Genomic DNA, 20,652 nt, shown 5'->3' on the forward strand with positions numbered 1-20,652 from the left:
TTTCCGAGAACCATTTCTTGGGAAGGGGGCGCGGCACGATGTCGCAGACGGAGTCCGGCGCCGGCCCGCGGGACCGGCTGACGCCGGTGCTGCGGCCCGTGCGCGCGGGCAACGGCTTCGAGGAGGCGCTGGAGCAGATCCTCCAGATCGTCCGCCTCGGACTGGTACCCGGAGGCGAACGGCTGCCCGCCGAGCGGGAGTTGGCGGAGCGCCTCGGGATCAGCCGGGTGACGCTGCGCGAGGTGCTGAAGGTGCTCCAGGACCAGGGCCTGGTGGAGTCGCGGCGCGGGCGCTACGGCGGCACGTTCGTGCGGCCCCGCGCCGACGCGGGCGGCGAGGACGAACTGCGCCGGCGGGTCGCGGGCACCGACATCGAGGACGTGCTGCGGTTCCGCGAGGTGCTGGAGGTGGGGGCGGCGGGCCTGTGCGCGGCCCACGGTCTCACCCCGGAGCAGGGCGCGCGGCTGCGGGAGGCGCTGGCCGGCACCCAGGACGCCCCGCTCGCGGAGTACCGGCGGCGGGACACGCTGTTGCATCTGACCCTGGCCGAGCTGTGCGGCTCACCGTCGCTGACGGCGCAGTACGCGGCCGTCCGGGCGACGGTCAACGACCTGCTGGACTGCATCCCGCTGCTGGTGCGGAACCTGGAGCACTCGCAGCGCCAGCACGAGGCACTGGTGGACGCGGTGCTCGACGGGGACGCGGACGGCGCGCGGGAGATGATGCGGGAGCACTGCGCCGGGACGGCGGCGCTGCTGCGGGGGTTTTTGGCGTGAGCACACCTCGTCCGGGACACACATCCCGGTACCGGGTAAAGGTATGAGTTCACTCCATTGGAGTCAGGGGAGGCCGATGTGACCGGACGACCGCTGATCGGTGTCAGCACCTATCTGGAGGCCCGCACCCGCTGGGGCCGGTGGGAGCTGGACGCGGCGCTGCTGCCCGCGGGCTATCCGCTGCTGGTCCAGCGGGCCGGCGGACTGGCAGCCATGCTGCCGCCGGACGATCCGGCGCACGCGGCGGCGACGGTGGCCCGGCTGGACGGTGTGGTGATCGCGGGCGGCCCGGACGTCGACCCGTCCCGCTACGGCGCCGAGCGCTCCCCCCGGACCGGCAGGCCGGCGCCCGAGCGGGACGCCTGGGAACTCGCCCTGATCGAGGCGGCGTTGTCCGCCGGCACTCCCCTGCTCGGCATCTGCCGCGGGATGCAGCTGCTGAACGTCGTCCTGGGCGGCACGCTCGTGCAGCACATCGACGGGCATGACGCCGCCGAGGTGGGGGTGTTCGGACAGCACACGGTCAAGCCGGTGCCGGGCACCCGGTACGCGGAGGTCGCGCCGGAGCCGGTGTCCGTGCCGACGTACCACCATCAGGCGGTGGACCGGCTCGGGGCGGGGCTGCTGGCCTCGGCCCACGCGGAGGACGGCACGGTCGAGGCGGTGGAACGGCCGGGCGACGGCTGGGTGCTGGGCGTGCAGTGGCATCCGGAGATGGGCGAGGACGTACGGGTGATGAAGGCGCTGGTACGGGCCGCGTCGCCCCCCTGACGGCGCCCCCTACCCGCGCGTCAGCCCCAGCAGGTCCCGTCCCGGGCCGGTCGGCCGGTGGCCCGTGCGCCACACGGCCCGCAGCGCCCGGTCCAGTCGTACGCCTTCCAACGGGACGCTCACCAGGCGGCGGGCCGAGAGTTCCTCCCCGACGGCGAGTTCGCTCAGCACCGCCGGGCCCGCCCCGCTGACCGCGGACGCCTTGACCGCCGTCGTCGAGGACAGTTCGAGCAGAGGGCGGGCCAGACCGCCCAGGGCTGCCTGGAGGACCTGACGGGTGCCCGAGCCCTCCTCCCGGAGGATCAGCTGGGTCGACGCAAGCTCTCCGGCGGACAGGGGCTCACGACGGCGGGCCCAGGGGTGCCCCGGTGCCGTCACCACGATGAGGCGGTCACGGGCGACGACGGCGGCGTCCAGGCCCGTCGGCACGGTGAGGCCCTCCACGAAACCCAGGTCCGCCTCGTCCGCGAGCAGGCGCTCGGCGACCGCCGCCGAGTTCCCGGCCAGCAGCGACACCGCCGTGTCCGGGCGTTGCGCCCGCAGCGCGATCAGCCAGCCGGGCAGCAGATACTCCGCGATCGTCATACTCGCGGCCACCCGCAGCCGGGAGTCCCGGCGGCCCCGCAGCGCCTGTGCCCCCGCGTCGAACGCCTCCGCCGCCTCCACGATCCGCCGGGCCCAGTCGGTGACCAGCGCCCCCGCGTCCGTCAGCCGTGAGCCGCGTGGCGAGCGGTCCACCAGCGCCACGCCCAGCTGCCGTTCCATCGACCGGACCCGGCTGCTGGCCGCCGGCTGGGTGATCCCGAGCTCCCGCGCCGCACGCCCCAGGCTCCCCAGCCGGGCGACGGCGAGCAGCAGCTCCAAGGCCCCCAGGTCCGGCACCCGGCGGGCCAGACCGGCCACCGGGATCCCGTCGTCGTCCGTCCTGCTCATAAGGACAGTTTATGCCCTCATAGATACATCGCCCCTGGTCGGCGGGGGGGTCCTGGGAGATGGTGCAGTCATGGTCACCGCAGCTCCGCCCCTGGTCCTCCCCGACGCCCCCCGAAGGCGCGCCACAGCCGTCCGCCACCTCGGCCCGAACTGGTACGCGTCCATCATGGGCACGGCGATCGTGGCGACGGCCGGTGCGGGGCTGCCCGACGCCGTGCAGGTACCGGGGCTGCGCACCGCCTGCGCGGCCGTCTGGGCGCTCGCACTGGTCCTGCTCGCGCTCCTCCTCGGTGCCCGCGCCCTGCACTGGATCCACCACCGCGACCAGGCCCGCGCCCATCTCCTCGACCCCGCGATGGCCCCGTTCTACGGCTGCCTCGCCATGGCCCTGCTCGCCGTCGGCGGCGGTGCCATGGTGGTGGGCCGGGACTGGATCGGGGCGGGCGCCGCCGTCGCCCTCGACACCGTCCTCTTCACCGCCGGCAGCGCCGCCGGGCTGGCGATCGCCGTGGCCGTGCCGTATCTGATGGTCGCCCGGCACCGCATCGAACCGGACCAGGCCGGCCCGGTGTGGCTGCTGTGTCTGGTCGCCCCCATGGTCTCCGCGGCCCAGGGACCGCTGCTGATCCCGCAGCTGCCCGCCGGGCAGGGCCGGGAGACGCTGCTGCTGGGCTGTCTGGCGATGTTCGGGCTGAGCCTTCTGGCCACCCTCGTGATGCTGCCGCTCATCCTCGCCCGGCTGATCGTCCGGGGCCCGCTGCCGCTCGCGCAGACACCGGCCCTGTTCCTGGTCCTCGGTCCGCTCGGCCAGTCCGTCACCGCCACCGGCGCGTTCGCGGGCGCCGCGGCGGGCGCCGTACCGGCGCCGTACGCCCGCGGACTCGACGTTCTCGCCCTGCTCTACGGCGTTCCGGTGCTGGGCTTCGCCCTGCTGTGGCTGGCGCTCGCCGGCGCCCTGACGGTGCGCGCACGACGGCGGGGCATGGGGTTCACGATGACCTGGTGGGCGTTCACGTTCCCGGTCGGCACCTGTGTCACCGGCGCGGAGGCACTGGCCCGGCGCACCGCGCTCACCGCCCTCGACGCGCTCGCGACCGGACTGTATGTGCTGCTCGTCGCCGCCTGGGCCGTCGCCGCCTCCCGCACGGGCCGGGGAGTCGTCAGCGGAGAGCTGCTCGCAGCGCCTCGCCGATGACACGCGGTGCCTCGCCCAGGGAGGGGCCGTACCAGGTGAGATGGCGTCCGTCGACCAGTGCGCACGGCGGCCCCGGAAAGGCCTCCGGGCCGTCCTCGGCCGTGAAGCGGTACGGCTCGTCGGGCAGGACCAGGAGCGAGGGCGCCGCCGCGTGCAGCTCCTCCAGGGGGATCCGCGGATAGCGTTCCGGGTGCGCCGCGTACGCATTGTCCACGCCGAGCCGGGCCAGCACGTCCCCGGCGAAGGTGTCACGGCCCAGCACCATCCAGGGCCGCCGCCACACGGGCACCACCGCGGTCGTACGGCGCTCGGGCACCGGCAGCCGCGCCCAGACGGCGCGGGCCTCCTCCAGCCAGCACGGCAGGGCGGGCGCCCCGCAGGCGGCAATGACCCGCTCCAGCTCGCGGAAGGCCCCCGGCACGTCCCGCACCTCGGTGACGAGGACCGTCAGTCCCGCCTCACGCAGGGCGGCGAGATCCGGCTCGCGGTTCTCCTCCTCGTTGGCGAGCACCAGGTCGGGGGCGAGCTGGACGATCCGCTCGACCTTGGGGTTCTTGGTGCCGCCGATCCGGACGACATCGAGGTCCCGGGGGTGGCTGCACCAGTCGGTCGCGCCGACCAGCGCGCCGGGCACGGTGGCGGCCACGGCCTCGGTCAGCGACGGGACGAGCGAGACGACACGCATCGAGGCCTCCTCGGACCCGGCGGGGTCAGCGGCGTCGGCGGGCGGGGTCCTCGACCGCCTCGACATGGTCGGAGACCGCGACGACGATCACCCGGGTGTCCGGCACGGTCGCCCGCCAGCGGTGGCGCACTCCCCCGCTCAGATACAGGGTGTCGCCGCGCCCGAGGCGGTGTGCCCGGCCCTCCGCCTCCACCTCGACGGCGCCCTCGACGACGTACATCAACTCGTCGTTGCGGTGCTGGAATTCACGGCCCTCGTCGTGGTCCCCGATGAATTCCATCGCGTGCAGCTGATGGTGGCCGCGCACCAGCGGGCGCACCAGCGCCCGGCCGGGCTCGACGGTCTCGTCGACGGCGCGCAGGACGTCCACGCTGCACGCCGGGTCGGCCGCCGCGAGCAGTTCGACGGCGGTGGTGCCGAGCGCGTCGGCGATCCGCTCCAGGGAGGGGCGGCTGGGGCGCGCCCGCTCGTTCTCCACCTGGCTCAGGAAGGGGACGGACAGGCCGCTGCGCCGGGCCACGACGGCGAGGGTGAGCTCCAGCGCCCGGCGCCGCCGTCGGACGGCAGCGCCCACCCGAAGGGGCTGTTCTTTGTGGTCGCCCATCGCTCCGGCTCCCTCCCTCGCTCGTCGGTCCGTCCGCCCTGCGGGGCAGACGTGCCGCCGGGCCCGATGATTCATCGGTGCACTGCTTCTGTTGAGTTGTCTGCACCCTACGCATGTTCGGCAAACCGTTTCATGCGCCCGTCACATCGGTGTCACATACAAGAGTGGTGAGGGTCCCGGTTCGCGCCACCGGACAAGCCATTCCGCCGCCCCGCGCACGCCGCCCCCGAACCGGACGATAGCGCTGATCAGAGGCGCTGTGGACGTTTCCGTGAGTGCTCCACCCAGGTGAGGTGCAGGGCGGTCGGCCGGATTCCGGAGGCCGGCGCGGGCCATCCCGCCGGTCGGGGGTCCGGAGCCGTCCGCGGGGCCCGAGCAGCACGGGCGGGACCGGCGGTACCGGTGCGGCGGACGACACGCGCGGGACGGCGGGGAGACGGTGCGGCGCCCCTGGAGCCGATCGGGTTGTCCGGATCCCGCTCGCACGTCCGTACGGATCGGACCGTACGCCTGTACGGAAGCCGGATCCACCACCGAAGACGGACCCCGGACGGCCCCCTCGGGAGCCTTCGGAGCGCTGTCGGTGCCGTACGGCATGATGCGGAAGGTGACCCGACGCCTGATGCTCCTCGACACCGCCTCGCTCTACTTCCGCGCCTACTTCGGCGTCCCGGAGTCCGTGAAGGCCCCGGACGGCACACCCGTGAACGCCGTGCGCGGGCTGCTCGACTTCATCGACCGCCTGGTCCGGGACCACCGTCCGGACGACCTGATCGCCTGCATGGACGCGGACTGGCGCCCGCACTGGCGGGTCGAGCTGATCCCGTCCTACAAGGCGCACCGGGTGGCCGAGGAACACACGGCGGGCCCGGACGAGGAGGAGGTGCCGGACACGCTCTCCCCGCAGGTGCCGGTCATCGAGGAGGTGCTGGACGCGCTGGGCATCGCGCGCGTGGGCGTGGCGGCGTACGAGGCGGACGACGTGATCGGCACGTTCACGGCCCGCGCCGAGGGCCCGGTCGACATCGTGACCGGCGACCGCGATCTGTACCAGCTGGTCGACGACGCGCGCGGGGTGCGCGTGCTGTATCCGCTCAAGGGCGTCGGCACGCTCCAGCTCACCGACGAGGCGGTCCTGCGCGAGAAGTACGGCGTCGACGGCCCCGGTTACGCGGATCTGGCGCTGTTGCGCGGCGACCCGAGCGACGGGCTGCCGGGGGTGCCGGGCATCGGCGAGAAGACCGCCGCCAAACTGCTCGCGCAGTTCGGGGACCTGGCGGGGATCATGGCCGCCGTGGACGACCCGAAGTCCGGGCTCACCCCGGCCCAGCGCAAGCGCCTCGACGAGGCACGGCCGTACGTGGCGGTCGCCCCGCAGGTCGTACGGGTCGCCGGCGACGTCCCCCTGCCGGAGGTCGACCCGGCCCTGCCGCACGCGCCGCGCCACCCCGCGGCCCTGGACGGGCTGGCGGCCCGCTGGGGCCTGGGCAGCTCACTGCAGCGACTGCTCACCACGCTCGGCACCTGAGCGCCAGCCGCGAAGCGGCGCGCCCGTCTTTCTTCAACGGCGCGCCCGTCTCTCTTCCCTCTTCCCCGAAACGCACTCGCCGCCCTTCCATGAAAGAGGTGTTGACCGCGGCGAGGTGCTAACTTAGGTAAGCCTAAGCAATGAATGGGGAGGCCGTCATGGCAGAGCGCCCGGCAGGGAGAGCACGCAAGGCCCACGCGGCGCAGGTCGTCCGCACGGAGCGGCTGACTCCGCATATGCAGCGGGTGGTGCTGGGCGGCGAGGGGCTCGCCGAGTTCGCCGCGGACAGTTGCACGGACCACTATGTGAAGCTGCTCTTCCCGGCCGAGGGCGTCACCTATCCCGAGCCCTTCGACGTGCAGCGCATCCGCGAGGAGTTCCCGCGCGAGCAGTGGCCGGTGACACGGACGTACACGGTGCGTGACTGGGACCCCGAGCACCGCGAACTGACCCTGGACTTCGTCATCCACGGCGACGAGGGCCTGGCCGGTCCCTGGGCGCTGCGCGCGCAACCGGGCGAGACCGTGCGGTTCATGGGTCCCGGCGGCGCCTACGCCCCGGACGCGAGCGCCGACTGGCATCTGCTCGCCGGGGACGAGAGCGCGCTGCCGGCGATCGCGGCCGCTCTGGAGGCCCTGCCCGACGGCGCCGAGGCATACGCCTTCGTGGAGGTCGCGGGCCCCGAGGAGGAGCAGAAGATCGACTCCGATGTGCGGGTCGTCTGGCTGCACCGCGGCGACCGCCCGGTCGGCGCGGCCCTGGTCGAGGCCGTACGGGCGCTCCGGTTCCCCGAGGGCCGGCTGCACGCGTTCGTCCACGGCGAGGCCGGCTGGGTGAAGGAGCTCCGCCGACTGCTGCGCATCGAGCACCGGATCCCGCGCGAGGACCTCTCCATCTCCGGCTACTGGCGTCTCGGCCACAACGAGGACGGCTGGCAGGCGTCCAAGCGGGAGTGGAACGCCCGCATCGAGGCGGAGCAGGAGAACGCCTCCGCCGCGTGAGGACCGCCGGAGAACGCGGAAGACGGACAGGGGCGGCACCTGCGCGGTGCCGCCCCTTCGTGTACGGCGATCAGACCGTACGGGGGATCAGACCGACCGCTGGTAGGACCGGAACGTCCCGATCGACAGCCACACCGTCGCGATCGCGAGCCCCAGCAGCGCCCCACCGCGGCCGAGCACGTCGCCCCAGTCGGGGTGCGCGGACATCGCCGAACGGCCCGCGACCATCGCCCAGTCGAGCGGGTTGAAGTCGGCGATGTGCCGGATCCACGAGGGCATCTGCGACGGCGCCATGAAGGCGGAGGACAGGAAGGTCAGCGGGAGCAGCAGGAAGGTGTTGATCCCGATGATCGACTCCCGCTCCCGCACCAGCATGCCGAGCGCGTTGGACAGCGCCCCGAAGACGGTGCCGAGCAGCACCGAGGCGACGACGAGCACGGCGACACCGGCGATGCCGCCCGGGTAGTCCGCGCCGCCCAGCAGGCCGAGCAGCACGATGACGACCGACTGAAGGGCCGTGATCAGGCCGTTGTTGACGACGTTCCCGTTCATCAGCGCGGCCCGGCTGACCGGCGTGGTCAGAAAGCGGTTGAGCGTGCCCCGCTGGATCTCCTCCAGAGTGCCCATGCCCGCCCACATGTTGGAGCTGAGAGCGCTCATCACCACCACGCCCGGGACGAGGTAGTCCAGATACGAGGTGGTGCCGAAGCCGCCGAGTTCGACGACCTTCTTGAACAGGCTGCCGAAGAGGAACAGCCAGATCACCGGCTGGATCAGGGTGATGACCGCGTACGCGGGCTGCCGCGCGAAGACCATCAGCTGGCGCCTGGTCATGTACCAGGTGTCGGAGAGCACGGCACTCATCGGGCACCTCCCGCGAGGACGAGGGCGTCGGCGCCGGGGGCCTCCGCCTCGGAGTAACGGCGGCCCGCATAGCGGAGATAGACGTCGTCGAGCGAGGGGCGGGCGACGGTCACGGAGGCCACACCCGACCCCGCCCGCTCCAGCACGCCGAGCAGCGCGGGCACGGCGGCCGCTCCGTCATCGGCCCGGACGCTGACACGGCGCCCGTCGAACAGGACCTCGTGCACGCCCGGGACCGCCCCGAGGGCGCCCCCCAGCGCTGCCCGGGCACCGTCGTCGAGCGTCTCGCGCAGCTCCACATGGACGGCGTCGCCGCGCAGTTCGCCCTTGAGGGCGTCGGGAGTGCCCTCGACGACGACCCGGCCGCGGTCGACGATCGCGATGCGGTCGGCGAGCCGGTCGGCCTCCTCCAGATAGTGCGTGGTGAGCAGGATGGTCAGGCCCTCGTCACCGGCGAGACGGGCGATCTCGTCCCACATCGCGGTGCGCGCCTCCGGGTCGAGACCGGTGGTGGGTTCGTCGAGGAAGAGCACGTGCGGGCGGTGGACGAGCCCGAGAGCGACGTCGAGGCGGCGTCGCATACCGCCGGAGTACCCCTTGACCTGGCGCCGGGCGGCCTCGGTGAGGGTGAAGCGGTCCAGGAGCTCGTCCACGCGTGCGGTGAGCCGACGGCCCCTCACCCCGTAGAGACGGCCCTGGAGTTCGAGGTTCTCACGGCCGGTGGCGACGGGGTCGGCCCCCGAGTTCTGCGCCACCACCCCGATCGCCCTGCGGACCCGGTCCGGGTGGCGCAGCACATCGTGCCCGGCGACGGTGGCCGAGCCCGATTCGGGGCGGGCCAGGGTGGTGAGGATCTTGACGGTGGTCGACTTGCCGGCGCCGTTCGGGCCGAGAAGCCCGAAGACGGTGCCGGGATCGACGGTGACGTCCAGGCCGTTCAACGCGGTGACGTCACCGGGATAGGTCTTGACGAGCTGACGCGCCTGCACTGCGGGCGCACGGGTGTTCATGACGGCTGCTCTCCTCATGAGCTGCATGAGCGGGGTGATCGGGATCCGCTGGGCGCGGAAGGACGACTGATCCGCGTGAGGAGCGCCGGGCTATCCTGGGTGTGCCGCACCTCGATCGCCTGGATGTGCCTCACGGCGGATTCAGCTCGGGGTTCGAGACCCCGGCGGGGCTGCTGCAACAGCCCGGCCGGGGTCTTTGCCGCCACGGCGGCTACGGTCCGTTCACGTCGCCGCCCTCCGCCTTCCGGTACGCCTCCGGGATCTCTCCCGTGTCGTGAAAGGTCCGCCACTCCCGTACGCCGGGAAACGTGCCGGCCTGGAGCTCCGCGAGGAAGCCGCGTACCCACGCGGCCTCCGCCTCGACCATGTGGAGCTCGTACTCGCTCTCGATCAGAAAGAGCCGGGGCAGCGTCTCCTGGAGCTTGTCCAGCACGCCCCGCAGGGCCGCCGCCCGCACGTCCAGGCCGCCCAGCCGCTCCGCGAGCAGACGGGCCACCTCGTCGGGGTGGAGCACGCCCATCAGCGACAGCGCCGCCTCGAAGATGGGGAACTCCGCCACCGGGACGGCCAGCAGGTCCGACAGCCACTCGGTGGCCTCCACCCGGCCGGCGTCCGTGATGCCGTAGAGCGTGCGCTCGGGGCGGTTGCCCTGGCGCTGCACCTCGGCGACCTCGACGAAACCGTGCTTCTCCAGGTTCTGGACGACCGTGTACAGCGAGCCGTAGTTGATCTTCAAACTGCTGTCCTTGCCGCGGCGGCGCAGCGTCTGGGCGATCTCGTACGGGTGCATCGGCCGCTCGGTGAGCAGCACCATGACGGCGAGTGCGAGCGGATTGCCGAGCCTCCGGCGCTTTGTCGCCATGGGATTGCCACCTCGCTTTCGAATATCCGTGGACGAACATATCGCGACTCACCCACTCGGCGCAATACACACGACATATCGCGAATGAGAGAGGCCGCGCAAGGGGGCACTCGGGCCCGCCTGCGGACACGGCACCGCGCACCGGGCATGCCGAAAGCGGGCCGCCGCCCGGCTTCCCTGCCGGGCGGCGGCCCTTACGAACGCGGCATCCTAGGTCCCGTCGTCAAACTCACGTCGTCCGCCCGGAGGGCGGGCTCCGCGGCGACGTGGGGCCCCCTCCCGCTCGAGCGAAGCCGAGAGTGGGGGAGCGTGCATGGCGTCGCGGGGCAGGCGGGAGTTTGACGACAGGGCCTCTAGGCCTCCTGGCCCTCCTGGGTCGCGTCGTCCCTGACCCGGGCGTGCAGATGCATGTCGTGCCAGCCGTCCGGGTGGAGCAGGGCACTGCGTTTGGTGCCCTCCAGGGCGAAGCCCGTCCTCGTCGCCACCCGGCAGGACGCCGCGTTGCCGAGGGCGTGCGTCAGTTCGAGGCGGTGGAAGCCGATGGCGTCGAAGGCCCAGCGGGTGAGCGCGGTCACCGCGCGCGAGGCCACACCCCGGCCGCGGGCGGCCGGGACCGTCCAGTACGCCACCTCGGCCACCCCGTCCGCGAGCTCCATGTTGCGCAGCGCCATACGGCCGAGCAGTCGATCGGTGCCGGCGTCCGCAACCGCCCACTGGGCGTGGCGCTCCCCCTTCCAGGACCGCACCCACTCGTCGATCCAGCCGCGGACCTCGTCCTCGGAGTCCGCGGCGTACAGATGCCACCGGCGCATGGCCGGGTCCTGGAACGCCTGGTAGGCCGACGGCGCGTCCGCGGCCGACCAGGGCCGCAGCACCAGGCCGTCACCGGGGATGGTCGGCTGGGGGATGTGGGCAAGGGCTCCGGGAGGCAGGACGTCGCCGACGAGGTAGGGCATGCGCGTCATCCTGTCAGCGGACCGGGGCAGGGCCCAGTGGATTTCGCCCCTCCCGGCACCGCGCCCCCGGCCCCGCCCCGACCCCGCTCCGCCTCGTGCCCGGGGCCGCCTCGGCACCTCGTACGCTTGGCCGTGATGCGACGCAAGACCCGGATCCCGCCCCCTCCCCTCCCCCAGCGCGACGGGGTCGATCCGGTGCGGGTGCGCCTGCCGTTCGGGCAGGAGTGGGCCACCGTGCGGGACCACCTCGTCGCACGGCTCGCGGCCGGGGACGGGGTCGTCGACGGGATGTTGGACGCGGGGCTGATCGTCGGGGCGGACGGCCGGGCCGTCGCACGCGACGCGGCCTATGTGCCCGGCATGTATGTGTGGTTCCACCGTGATCTGCCGGACGAGGTGCGTGTGCCGTACCCGGTCGAGGTGGTCCACCGCGACGAGCACATCGTCGTCGCCGACAAACCGCACTTCCTCGCCACCACCCCGCGCGGCAGCCATGTCACCGAGACCGTCCTCGCCCGGCTCCGGCGCGACCTCGGCATTCCGACGCTGAGCGCCGCGCACCGGCTGGACCTGCTCACCGCGGGTCTGGTGCTGTTCATCGTGCGCCCCGAGGAGCGCGGTGCCTACCAGTCGCTGTTCCGCGACCGACAGGTCACCAAGGAGTACGAGGCCATCGCCCCGTACGACCCCTCGGTGCCCCTGCCGCGCACGGTGCACAGCCGGATCGTGAAGGAGCGCGGGGTCCTCGCGGCCCGCGAGGTGCCCGGCGAGCCCAACGCCGTCAGCCGGATCGAGCTGCTGGACCACCGCGCGGGCCGCGGACGCTACCGGCTGCTCCCCGCCACCGGGCAGACCCATCAGCTCCGGGTGCACATGGCCGCGTCCGGGCTGCCGATCCTCGGCGATCCGCTCTACCCGGTGGTGACCGGCCCCCGGCCGGCCGATGACTTCCGGCGCCCGCTCCAACTGCTGGCGCGGGTCCTCGAGTTCACCGATCCGGTCACGGGGCACGCCCGTCGTTTCGTCAGCGGGCGGGTGCTCGAGGCCTGGTCGGCGTACGAGGACTGGGCCCGGTAGGGCCTGTCGCCGAACCGGGCCCTACCGACTCAGTCCCCCCGCCACCAGCGCAGCACCCGCTGCCACAGACCGGGACGGCGGCGCGGCTCCGTGCCCGGCTGCGGGGGCCCGGCCGGCGCCGTCGGAGTCGAGCGCGCGGCCGACTCCGGCGGGAGCGGCCAGCCCGCCGCCGGTTCCGTGGTCTTCGGCCCGTCGGTCGTGATCAGCCAGCCGGGGCGCTGGGCGGGCAGCGGGCGCAGGGCCGGCCGTTGCGTCACGTCCTGCGGCGGCCTCGGCTCGAACCGCACCGGCAGCTCCGCCAGGTGCCGGGACGCGATGGACGCCGTCCAGCGCAGCTCCTCCTCCGCGCAGTCCAGCCGGATGTCCGGCAGCCGCATCAGCAGCGCGTCGATGCCGGTGTCGGCGATGGCGCGGCCGATGTCCTGGCCGGGGCACTCGTGCGGGCCGCCGCCGAAGGCGAGGTGCGAGCGGTTGCCCTGCATACTGGCGGACAGGTCGGGCCGTACGCGCGGGTCGAGGTTGCCCGGCGCGATACCGAACAGCAGGCCGTCGCCCTTGCGGATGCGCTGGCCGCCCAACTCGGTGTCCTGCTTGGCGAAGTAGCCCAGGATGCCGCTGAACGGCGGCTCGTCCCACAGGGACTGCTCGACCGCCTCCGGGACCGTCATCTGCCCGCCGTTGAGCTGGGCCCTGAAGCGCGGGTCGGTGAGGATCACGCGCAGCACGTTGGCGATGAGGTTGGCCGTCGCCTCGTAGGCGGCGATCAGGATCAGCCGCAGGTGCTCGCGGATCTCGTCGTCGGTCAGCCGCGCCGGGTGGTTGACGAGGTGAGTGGTGAAGTCCTCCTCGGGCTGGGTACGGCGGCGGGTGGTGAGCCGGGTCAGGGCGTCCACGATGTACTGGTTGCTCGCGATCGCGGTCTCCGTGCCCTTGAGCATGTCGCGCGCGGCGTGCACGATCCGGTCGTTGTACTCGTCGGCCATGCCGAGGACCTCGCACATCACCGCCATCGGCAGATGGTCGGCGAACTGGCCGACCAGATCGGCCCGGCCCTCGTCGCAGAAGCGGTTCACAAGGCTCTGCGTCGCCCGGTTGATGTACCGGCGCAGGCCGCGGTAGTCGATGGTCGACATCGCGCCGGTGACCGCGCCGCGCAGCCGCAGATGCTCGTCGCCCTCGGCGTAGGAGCAGATCGGCTGCCAGGCGAAGTGCGGGGTGAGCGGGTGGTCGGGCTTGACCCGGCCGGACCTCAGCAGCTCCCAGGTACGGCTGTCCCGGGTGAACTGCGAGGGCGAGCGCACCATGTGCAGGTTCTCGCTGTGGCCGAGCACCACCCACATCGGCACGTCGTCATGGATCAGCACCGGCGCCACGGCGCCGTGCTCGGCACGGAGTTTCTCGTACAGGGCTCCCAGGTCCTCCGCCTCGGGCCCGTACAGCCGGCGCACTCCGCCGGGTCCGAGGGGGTGGGCCGGACAGCCGGGCGGCGGCACGGGGGCGTCGTCGGCGGCGGGGTCCCGGTCGGTGAGGGAGTGGGATTCAGGCGTCACGATGGTCGCTCCGGAACGTCGGGGGTCACAAGGCGTGGGTAGGGGGAACGCACGTCGAACATGTGGAACGGGACGGGGAACGGACGTCGAGGGTGGGAGCCGGACGTCCGGGGCTGGGCACGAGTCAGGGACGGGTACGGCTCGCACGCGCCCCGGTCAGGCGGGCGCGTGGGTCGGCGCCAGGGAGTGCAGGAAGCGCATCAGCGTCATCAGGACCTCACGGCTGGAGGCCCGGCGCCGCGCGTCGCACTCCATGATCGGGATCTCCATGGGCAGGTCGAGCGCCCCGCGCAGTTCCTCGACGGGGTAACGGGGCGCGTCCGGAAAGGAGTTGACGGCGACCACGAACGGCACGCCCCGCTCCTCCAGACGGCCGATGACGTCGAAGCTGACCTCGAGCCGGCGGGTGTCGAGCAGGACGACCGCGCCGAGCGCGCCCTCGAACAGGCCGTTCCACAGAAACCAGAACCGCTCCTGGCCCGGGGTGCCGAACAGGTACAGCACCAGCTGCTCGGTGATGCCGATCCGGCCGAAGTCCATGGCCACGGTGGTGGCCGTCTTGGTGTCGGAGCCGTAGTTGTCGTCGACCCCGATGCCCGCCTGCGTCATGGTCTCCTCGGTCGTCAGCGGCCTGATCTCGCTGACGGAACCGACCATGGTGGTCTTGCCGACCCCGAAGCCGCCCACGATCACGATCTTCACCGCGGCCTGTGTGGTGTGCGGCAGGTGGTCCTCGGCCCGTGGGCCGGGGACGGTGTCAGAGCTTTTGAAGTCCATGCATCACCGCTTCGAGGAGGGATCGGTCGGGCACCGCCTGGCGGACGATCGGGGCGCGGGCCTGGACCAGTTCGGCCGCCAGCAGATCGGTCAGCAGGACCGTCACCACACTGAACGGCAGGCTGAGATAGGCCGAGATCTCGGCCACGGACAGCGGGGCGCGGCACAGCCGCAGCAGCGCCGACTGCTCGGGCGTGGCGGTGGGCGGCGGGTCGGCGCTGGTCACGATGAGAGAGACGAGGTCGATCGGGGCCCGCTCGCCCCCGGCGGCCGCTCCGGTGAGGATGTACAGGCGCTCGGGGTGCTTCTGCTCACCCTCCTTGCGCTCCCCCTCCCTGGGCTCGCCCTCGTACTGTTCGCCCCCCTTCGGGCCGCCTGCCGCGACGGGCTCCGGCGGGGGCTGTTGCCTGGGCTGACGCCGGCGGCGTCGCGGAGGAGTCATACGGTCTGCCCGTTGCGCCGTGGCGGACTGGTCAGATGGGAGCCGATACGGAGGACGAGATCGCGCATGCGGTTGCTCATCAGGCCGGCCTCCGCGACCGTGTCGGCGAGGACCGCGAGATAGGCGTTGGGTCCGGCCGCCATCATGTAGAAGTAGCCGCCGTCGATCTCGATGATGACCATGCGCATACGGCCGTCGCTGTCCGGGATCTCGGCCGCGACCGCTCCGGCCAGGCTCTGCAGTCCGGCGCAGGCCGCGGCGACGCGGTCGGCCGCGTCCGGGTCGCCGCCGTAGCGGGCGATGCGCAGACCGTCGGCGGAGAGCACCACGACCTGATGGATTCCCGGTACGCCGTCGGCGAGTTCCTTCAGCAACCAGTCGAAATTGCCTCGCTGCTGGATCACTTGTGGTCCCCCTCGTCGTCGGCCCGGGCAGGTGCCGGCTCGTCGTGGCTGATGAATGCGTGCGGATCGTCGGCCGGGGGCCCGGCGGAGAACGCGTTCGGGTCCGGGGCCTTCTTGAGCCCGTTCATGAACGCCTCCACCCACAGTCCGGGCGCGGGCTCCTCCTTCTCCGGTTCGGGCTCGGGGCTCCAGGGGGCATGCGTCGCGGCCTCGACGGCCTGGGCTGCGGCCTCCGCCGCGGCCGCCTCGGCCATGCGCTGACTGAGCGGGGTCTTCACCCGGCTGCGGCGCTGCGGCAGACCGTTCGCGGTCCACTCGGTCACCACGGGGACGTCGTCCTCCATGGTGAACTGCTCGGGGATGCGCGGCCCGGTGGTCGGACGGCGCTTCTTGTTCGTGCGCTCGGGCCCCTTGACCCCGTCGTTGTCCAGGGTCGGCACGGAGGTGGCGCCGATGCCGTGGGCGAACCCGGGGGCGGGGTCGGTGGTGAGCATGTCGTTCGGGATGACGAGGATGGCGCGGACGCCTCCGTAGGCCGACTGCCGCAGCGAGACATGCATGTTGAACATCGTCGACAGGCGCCCTACGACGGCGATGCCGAGGCGCGGCGCCTCGCCGATCTCCTGGACGTCCACGCCGGCCTGGGCCTCGGCGAGCATCCGCTCGACCTTGGCGCGGTTCTCCTCGCTGAGGCTGATCCCTCCGTCCTCGATCTCGACGGCGATCCCCGTCTGCACCTCGGTGGCGGTGACATGCACCTTGGTCTGGGGCGGGGAGTAGCGGGTGGCGTTGTCGAGGAGTTCGGCTGCGGCGTGGATGATCGGCTCGACCGAGGTGCCCTTGATGTTGACCTTGGCGATGGAGTGCAGCTCGATGCGGGTGTACTCCAGGATGCGGGACATCGCGCCGCGCAGCACGCTGTAGAGCGGTACGGGCTGGGGCCACTGACGGCCGGGCCGGCCGCCGCCGATGACGGCGATGGAGTCGGCGAGGCGGCCGATCAGCGCGGTGCCGTGGTCGATGCGCAGCAGGTCGTCGAAGACCTCGGGATTGCGGCCGTGGTCCTCCTCCATCTCCCTGAGTTCCTTGGCCTGCTGGTGGACGAGGGCCTGGACACGGCGGGCGATGTTGACGAAGGCGCGCAGTGCGGAGTCGCGCCGGGCGATCTCGCGGTCGACGATCTGGAGCACGGTACGCAGCAACTGCCGCTGCGGCTCCGGCAGTCCGCGGAAGTGGGGGTTCTCGTCGACGACCGTGCGGATCACCTCAGCGGGCGAGATGCCGCCCCGGACCGTGTCGAGCGCCCTGGGCACGATCTCGGTACGGAAGAACTCGAGGTCGTCGTCCTGGGAGGCGATGCGCTGTTCGAGATACGCGGTCCGCCGGCCGAAGTCGGCGCGCAGCGAACGCAGGGCGCGGTCCCGGCGTGCCGCCAGGAGCGCGACGGCGCTCACCAGAACCGTGGCCGCGGCACCGAACCAGCCGACAGCGGACCTGGCCGGAGCCGTCACCAGTGCGACGGCGGTACCGGTGGCCGCGGCCATCAGTATGGCGGGCACCAACAGCACGGGTGTGTAGGGAAGTTGGCGGCCACCGGGAGGCGATGGAACACTCACCATGTATGCCCTCTGAGACGAATCGGCTGGATCGGGAGGCTGCTCGGCACACGTGCTCGCCGGGCAGAAGGGGTCCACACCGGAACGGAATCCGGCATCGACGGATCTTCGGCATGTTGGGGAACAAACGCACGAATACGCCTCAACTCGGTGCGCTGCGGGCGAGCTTAGTCCGACCGGATCATCGCGATGTCATATTCAGGAAGCACCTGAAATGCCCCTGAGGGCAGGAGTACGCTCAACTCCTTTTGCACGCTGGGGGTCCGTTCGCACACGATGTGTGACGGCGAACGGGCGTCGGAAACGGTTAGCCCAGGTGAGTGAAATCCCTTCGTCGTACTTGACGCGAGGGAGGGCCCGCGGCCATCCGGACCGTCTCGCGGAGACGGCCCGGAATCCACCGGCGGCCGGGTGCGGTGGGTCAGCCCACCGACGAGTAGGCGACGACACCGCGCAGCAGGGCGTCGACCGCCTTGCGCGCGTTCCGCACCACCGTGGAGCCCTCGACGGGCGCCGCCGCCGCGATCTGGCCGAGGACGTCGATGACCTGCTTGCACCAGCGCACGAAATCACCGGCCGGCATCTCGGCCTCGCGCAGGACCTCGTCCAGTCCCTTGCCGCTCGCCCACATATAGGCGGCCCAGGCGAAGCCCAGATCGGGCTCGCGCTGGCCCACACCCTCGGTCTGGTTGATGCGGAACTCCTCCTCCAGACCGTCCAGCCGGCCCCAGATGCGCACCATCTCACCGAGCGCGGCCTTGGCCTTGCCCGACGGCAGCTTCGGCGCCATGGCGTCGTCCGCCACCCGGGCCTCGTACACCAACGCCGAGACGCACGCGGCCAGTTCGGCCGGGCCGAGCTCCTCCCAGACGCCCTCGCGCAGGCACTCGCTGGCCAGCAGGTCCAGTTCGCCGTACAGCCGCGCGAGGCGCTTGCCGTGTTCGGTCACCTCGTCGCCGCGCAGGTAGTCCAGCTCCGTGAGCAGGGCGACGATGCGGTCGAAGGTGCGGGCGATGGTGTTCGTCCGGCCCTCGATACGGCGCTCCAGCTGGGAGGTGTCGCGCATCAGACGGTGGTAGCGCTCGGCCCAACGCGCGTGGTCCTCACGGTCGTTGCACCCATGGCACGGGTGCGCGCGCAGGGCGGTGCGCAGCCGGGCGATCTCGCGGTCGTCGGCGGCCGCGGAGCGCTTCTTGCGCTGCCGCTCCGGCGGGATGTGCCCGGCCTTGGTGCGCAGGGCGGAGGCCAGGTCGCGACGGGACTGCGGCGAGCGGGGGTTGAACGACTTCGGGATGCGCATCCGCTCCAGCGCCTCCACGGGTACCGGGAAGTCCATCGACGCCAGCCGCTTGACCTGCCGTTCGACGGTGAGGACCAGGGGACGGGGGCCGTCGTGGTACTCCAGACCGCGGTGACCGCCCGCGCGGCCGGCGGGCAGTCCGGGGTCCAGCACCAGCGCCAGGCCCGCGTACTTCCCGGCCGGCACATGGATCACGTCACCGGGCTTGAGCTTCTCCAGGGCGACGGCGGCCTCGGCGCGCCGCTGGGCCGCGCCGTGGCGGGCCAGCTCCGTCTCGCGGTCCTTGAGTTCGCGGCGCAGCCGCGCGTACTCGTCGAAGTCGCCGAGGTGGCAGGTCATGGCCTCCTGATAACCGGCCAGTCCCTCCTCGTTGCGCTGCACCTGGCGGGAGATGCCGACGACCGACTTGTCGGCCTGGAACTGCGCGAAGGACGTCTCCAACAGCTCACGGGAGCGGTGCCGGCCGAACTGCTCCACCAGGTTCACGGCCATGTTGTACGACGGCTTGAAGCTGGAGCGCAGCGGATAGGTCCGGGTGCCCGCCAGGCCCGCGAGGTGCTCGGGGCTCATCCCGCGCTGCCACAGCACGACGGCGTGGCCCTCGATGTCGATGCCGCGCCGGCCGGCACGGCCGGTGAGCTGGGTGTACTCGCCCGGGGTGATGTCGGCGTGCTGCTCGCCGTTCCACTTGACGAGCTTCTCCAGCACCACCGAGCGGGCGGGCATGTTGATGCCGAGCGCGAGGGTCTCGGTGGCGAACACGGCCTTCACCAGGCCGCGGACGAACAGTTCCTCGACGACTTCCTTGAACGTCGGCAGCATGCCCGCGTGGTGGGCTGCGATACCGCGCTCCAGGCCCTCCAGCCACTCGTAGTACCCGAGCACATGGAGGTCCTCGGAGGGGATGGAGGCGGTGCGCTCCTCGACGAGCGCCCGCACCTGCTCCCGGGCCTCCTCGTCGTTGAGCCGGAGGCCCGCGTACAGGCACTGCTCGACGGCGGCCTGGCAGGCGGCCCGGCTGAAGATGAAGGTGATCGCGGGCAGCAGGCCCTCGGCATTGAGCCGCTCGATCACCTCCGGCCGGCTCGGCGTCCACACCCGGGAGCGCTGTCTGCGCTCCCGCTCGCGGTCGGCCTCGCGCATGGACCGGCCGCGTCTGCGGTCCTGGTAGGACGGGCGGGTGGCCTCCATCCTGGCCAGCCGCGTGAGGTCGGGGTTGACGGCCTTCTTGTGGCCCTCGCCCTCCTCGAACAGGTCGTACATCCGGCGGCCGGCCAGCACATGCTGGAACAGCGGCACGGGCCGGTGCTCGGAGACGATCACCTCGGTGTCGCCGCGGACCGTGTCGAGCCAGTCGCCGAACTCCTCGGCGTTGGAGACGGTCGCCGACAGCGAGACCAGGGTCACCGACTCGGGCAGGTGGATGATCACTTCCTCCCAGACGGCGCCGCGGAAGCGGTCGGAGAGGTAGTGCACCTCGTCCATGACCACGTAGCCGAGTCCGAGGAGGGTCTGGGAGCCCGCGTACAGCATGTTCCGCAGGACCTCGGTCGTCATCACGACCACCGGGGCGTCGGAGTTGACGCTGTTGTCGCCGGTCAGGAGGCCGACCTTCTCCGTGCCGTAACGGCGGCACAGGTCGGAGTACTTCTGGTTCGACAGGGCCTTGATGGGTGTCGTGTAGAAGCACTTCTTGCCCTGGCGCAGGGCCAGGTGGACGGCGAACTCGCCGACGATCGTCTTGCCGGAGCCGGTGGGGGCCGCCACCAGTACGCCCTTGCCCGCTTCGAGCGCCTGGCAGGCCTCTATCTGGAAGGGGTCGAGACCGAAGTCGTACATCTCGCGGAAGGAGGCGAGCGCGGTGGCCTGCTCGGCAGCGCGCCTGCGTGCTGCCGCATACCGCTCGGCCGGTGAGAGGTCCTCTGTCATCGTGCTTTCGAGCGTACCGGGCACCGCTGACAACACGACGATCATTATCCGGATCGGAACGATGGGTGAGGGGACGGTCACTCTGGGCCGCCGCATGGTGAGCGGGTGGCACGCGCCGACACGGCTCGGCCGAGGCGGCGGCCCGCACGGGCGGGCAGTCGTACCGACGGCTGTGGGCCCCACCGATTCCCTCGGTGGGGCCCACAGCCGTTGTCACGGTGTCACGAGCTGTGTTCGCCGGATCACGTCACGTCGTCGTAGCCGTTCACCCGGTCATGGTCCGGGCCGTCCGACTCCGGGAGGGCACGGGCCGCGGGCACCGGTTCGACCGCGCCGATCTCCTCGGGGGTGAGGTCCAGCTCGGAGGCCTCG

At 72.1% G+C, this 20,652-nt stretch carries 19 protein-coding genes and 1 pseudogene; 6 read left to right on the forward strand and 14 right to left on the reverse strand.

Annotation, left to right across the window (positions count from 1 at the left end; genetic code table 11):
* Nucleotides 1-38 precede the first annotated feature (38 nt).
* Nucleotides 39-776, forward strand: coding sequence for an FCD domain-containing protein (locus ACFYX0_RS19900; RefSeq protein WP_355909889.1), 738 nt, complete (start codon nt 39-41; stop codon nt 774-776).
* Nucleotides 777-854: 78 nt separating this feature from the next.
* Nucleotides 855-1,547: a gamma-glutamyl-gamma-aminobutyrate hydrolase family protein gene (locus ACFYX0_RS19905; RefSeq protein ID WP_388971802.1), complete on the forward strand. Its 693-nt coding sequence runs from the start codon at nt 855-857 to the stop codon at nt 1,545-1,547.
* 9 nt (nt 1,548-1,556) lie between these two features.
* On the opposite strand, the gene ACFYX0_RS19910 is transcribed toward ACFYX0_RS19905, so the two are convergent.
* Complete coding sequence (locus ACFYX0_RS19910) at nt 1,557-2,480, reverse strand: LysR family transcriptional regulator (protein WP_388971804.1); 924 nt, start codon at nt 2,478-2,480, stop codon at nt 1,557-1,559.
* Nucleotides 2,481-2,550: 70 nt separating this feature from the next.
* On the opposite strand from ACFYX0_RS19910, the gene ACFYX0_RS19915 reads away from it, so the two are divergent.
* The gene (locus ACFYX0_RS19915; RefSeq protein ID WP_388971806.1) at nt 2,551-3,675 is read left to right on the forward strand and encodes a TDT family transporter; all 1,125 of its coding nucleotides are present in this window, start codon (nt 2,551-2,553) and stop codon (nt 3,673-3,675) included.
* On the opposite strand, the gene ACFYX0_RS19920 is transcribed toward ACFYX0_RS19915, so the two are convergent.
* The gene (locus ACFYX0_RS19920; RefSeq protein ID WP_388971808.1) at nt 3,641-4,360 is read right to left on the reverse strand and encodes a helical backbone metal receptor; all 720 of its coding nucleotides are present in this window, start codon (nt 4,358-4,360) and stop codon (nt 3,641-3,643) included. The genes ACFYX0_RS19915 and ACFYX0_RS19920 overlap by 35 nt on opposite strands.
* A gap of 25 nt (nt 4,361-4,385) precedes the next feature.
* Nucleotides 4,386-4,964 carry an XRE family transcriptional regulator gene (locus ACFYX0_RS19925; RefSeq protein ID WP_355909874.1) on the reverse strand — a complete coding sequence of 193 codons (579 nt, stop codon included), beginning with the start codon at nt 4,962-4,964 and terminating at the stop codon, nt 4,386-4,388.
* Between the two features lie 598 nt (nt 4,965-5,562).
* On the opposite strand from ACFYX0_RS19925, the gene ACFYX0_RS19930 reads away from it, so the two are divergent.
* Both ACFYX0_RS19930 and ACFYX0_RS19935 read left to right on the forward strand, forming a co-directional pair.
* Entirely contained in the window at nt 5,563-6,492 is a 930-nt protein-coding gene (locus tag ACFYX0_RS19930; protein ID WP_388971831.1) for a 5'-3' exonuclease H3TH domain-containing protein, read from the forward strand.
* Nucleotides 6,493-6,650: 158 nt separating this feature from the next.
* Nucleotides 6,651-7,493, forward strand: coding sequence for a siderophore-interacting protein (locus tag ACFYX0_RS19935; RefSeq protein ID WP_355909871.1), 843 nt, complete (start codon nt 6,651-6,653; stop codon nt 7,491-7,493).
* 87 nt (nt 7,494-7,580) lie between these two features.
* Here the strand turns inward: ACFYX0_RS19935 and ACFYX0_RS19940 are convergent, their stop codons facing one another.
* From ACFYX0_RS19940 to ACFYX0_RS19955, 4 genes are all read right to left on the reverse strand, one after another.
* Nucleotides 7,581-8,357, reverse strand: a complete 777-nt coding sequence (locus ACFYX0_RS19940) for an ABC transporter permease (RefSeq protein ID WP_388971810.1) — start codon at nt 8,355-8,357, stop codon at nt 7,581-7,583.
* Nucleotides 8,354-9,367 (reverse strand): ATP-binding cassette domain-containing protein, encoded by a 1,014-nt coding sequence (locus tag ACFYX0_RS19945; protein ID WP_388971812.1) that lies wholly within the window; start codon nt 9,365-9,367, stop codon nt 8,354-8,356. The genes ACFYX0_RS19940 and ACFYX0_RS19945 overlap by 4 nt, the downstream gene beginning before the upstream one ends.
* Nucleotides 9,368-9,578: 211 nt before the next feature.
* On the reverse strand, nt 9,579-10,229 hold the full coding sequence (locus ACFYX0_RS19950) for a PadR family transcriptional regulator (RefSeq protein ID WP_388971814.1): 651 nt from the start codon (nt 10,227-10,229) through the stop codon (nt 9,579-9,581).
* A gap of 353 nt (nt 10,230-10,582) precedes the next feature.
* The gene (locus tag ACFYX0_RS19955; RefSeq protein WP_388971816.1) at nt 10,583-11,185 is read right to left on the reverse strand and encodes a GNAT family N-acetyltransferase; all 603 of its coding nucleotides are present in this window, start codon (nt 11,183-11,185) and stop codon (nt 10,583-10,585) included.
* A gap of 135 nt (nt 11,186-11,320) precedes the next feature.
* Here ACFYX0_RS19955 and ACFYX0_RS19960 point away from each other — a divergent pair, with 135 nt between their 5' ends.
* Nucleotides 11,321-12,262, forward strand: coding sequence for an RluA family pseudouridine synthase (locus ACFYX0_RS19960; RefSeq protein ID WP_355909859.1), 942 nt, complete (start codon nt 11,321-11,323; stop codon nt 12,260-12,262).
* Between the two features lie 29 nt (nt 12,263-12,291).
* On the opposite strand, the gene ACFYX0_RS19965 is transcribed toward ACFYX0_RS19960, so the two are convergent.
* The 7 genes and pseudogenes from ACFYX0_RS19965 to ACFYX0_RS19995 form a co-directional block, all read right to left on the reverse strand.
* A complete protein-coding gene (locus ACFYX0_RS19965) occupies nt 12,292-13,812 on the reverse strand; it encodes a cytochrome P450 (RefSeq protein WP_388971818.1) in 1,521 nt (506 codons plus the stop codon).
* A 156-nt stretch (nt 13,813-13,968) separates the two neighbouring features.
* Nucleotides 13,969-14,589: an ATP/GTP-binding protein gene (locus ACFYX0_RS19970; protein ID WP_355909853.1), complete on the reverse strand. Its 621-nt coding sequence runs from the start codon at nt 14,587-14,589 to the stop codon at nt 13,969-13,971.
* Nucleotides 14,570-15,031 carry a DUF742 domain-containing protein gene (locus tag ACFYX0_RS19975; RefSeq protein ID WP_355909850.1) on the reverse strand — a complete coding sequence of 154 codons (462 nt, stop codon included), beginning with the start codon at nt 15,029-15,031 and terminating at the stop codon, nt 14,570-14,572. Before ACFYX0_RS19975 ends, ACFYX0_RS19970 begins: the two co-directional genes overlap by 20 nt.
* Nucleotides 15,028-15,435 (reverse strand): roadblock/LC7 domain-containing protein, encoded by a 408-nt coding sequence (locus ACFYX0_RS19980; protein WP_355909847.1) that lies wholly within the window; start codon nt 15,433-15,435, stop codon nt 15,028-15,030. Before ACFYX0_RS19980 ends, ACFYX0_RS19975 begins: the two co-directional genes overlap by 4 nt.
* Complete coding sequence (locus tag ACFYX0_RS19985) at nt 15,432-17,054, reverse strand: ATP-binding protein (RefSeq protein ID WP_388971820.1); 1,623 nt, start codon at nt 17,052-17,054, stop codon at nt 15,432-15,434. The genes ACFYX0_RS19980 and ACFYX0_RS19985 overlap by 4 nt, the downstream gene beginning before the upstream one ends.
* Nucleotides 17,055-17,472: 418 nt before the next feature.
* A complete protein-coding gene (locus ACFYX0_RS19990; protein WP_388971822.1) occupies nt 17,473-20,325 on the reverse strand; it encodes a DEAD/DEAH box helicase in 2,853 nt (950 codons plus the stop codon).
* 197 nt (nt 20,326-20,522) lie between these two features.
* A pseudogene (locus ACFYX0_RS19995) lies at nt 20,523-20,652 on the reverse strand (twin-arginine translocase subunit TatC); the annotation flags it as partial.

It is taken from the genome of Streptomyces sp. NPDC002573, from assembly GCF_042889625.1.
Lineage (GTDB): Bacteria > Actinomycetota > Actinomycetes > Streptomycetales > Streptomycetaceae > Streptomyces > Streptomyces gibsoniae.

Bases quoted from the DNA above. Each gene is read 5' to 3' on its own strand.
- ACFYX0_RS19930 (WP_388971831.1), top strand. From the start codon at position 5,563: ATGCGGAAGGTGACCCGACGCCTGATGCTCCTCGACACCGCCTCGCTC.
- ACFYX0_RS19950 (WP_388971814.1), bottom strand. From the start codon at position 10,229: ATGGCGACAAAGCGCCGGAGGCTCGGCAATCCGCTCGCACTCGCCGTC.
- ACFYX0_RS19945 (WP_388971812.1), bottom strand. From the start codon at position 9,367: ATGAACACCCGTGCGCCCGCAGTGCAGGCGCGTCAGCTCGTCAAGACC.
- ACFYX0_RS19935 (WP_355909871.1), top strand. From the start codon at position 6,651: ATGGCAGAGCGCCCGGCAGGGAGAGCACGCAAGGCCCACGCGGCGCAG.
- ACFYX0_RS19970 (WP_355909853.1), bottom strand. From the start codon at position 14,589: ATGGACTTCAAAAGCTCTGACACCGTCCCCGGCCCACGGGCCGAGGAC.
- ACFYX0_RS19955 (WP_388971816.1), bottom strand. From the start codon at position 11,185: ATGCCCTACCTCGTCGGCGACGTCCTGCCTCCCGGAGCCCTTGCCCAC.
- ACFYX0_RS19960 (WP_355909859.1), top strand. From the start codon at position 11,321: ATGCGACGCAAGACCCGGATCCCGCCCCCTCCCCTCCCCCAGCGCGAC.
- ACFYX0_RS19900 (WP_355909889.1), top strand. From the start codon at position 39: ATGTCGCAGACGGAGTCCGGCGCCGGCCCGCGGGACCGGCTGACGCCG.
- ACFYX0_RS19975 (WP_355909850.1), bottom strand. From the start codon at position 15,031: ATGACTCCTCCGCGACGCCGCCGGCGTCAGCCCAGGCAACAGCCCCCG.
- ACFYX0_RS19985 (WP_388971820.1), bottom strand. From the start codon at position 17,054: ATGGTGAGTGTTCCATCGCCTCCCGGTGGCCGCCAACTTCCCTACACA.
- ACFYX0_RS19990 (WP_388971822.1), bottom strand. From the start codon at position 20,325: ATGATCGTCGTGTTGTCAGCGGTGCCCGGTACGCTCGAAAGCACGATG.
- ACFYX0_RS19940 (WP_388971810.1), bottom strand. From the start codon at position 8,357: ATGAGTGCCGTGCTCTCCGACACCTGGTACATGACCAGGCGCCAGCTG.
- ACFYX0_RS19925 (WP_355909874.1), bottom strand. From the start codon at position 4,964: ATGGGCGACCACAAAGAACAGCCCCTTCGGGTGGGCGCTGCCGTCCGA.
- ACFYX0_RS19910 (WP_388971804.1), bottom strand. From the start codon at position 2,480: ATGAGCAGGACGGACGACGACGGGATCCCGGTGGCCGGTCTGGCCCGC.
- ACFYX0_RS19915 (WP_388971806.1), top strand. From the start codon at position 2,551: ATGGTCACCGCAGCTCCGCCCCTGGTCCTCCCCGACGCCCCCCGAAGG.
- ACFYX0_RS19920 (WP_388971808.1), bottom strand. From the start codon at position 4,360: ATGCGTGTCGTCTCGCTCGTCCCGTCGCTGACCGAGGCCGTGGCCGCC.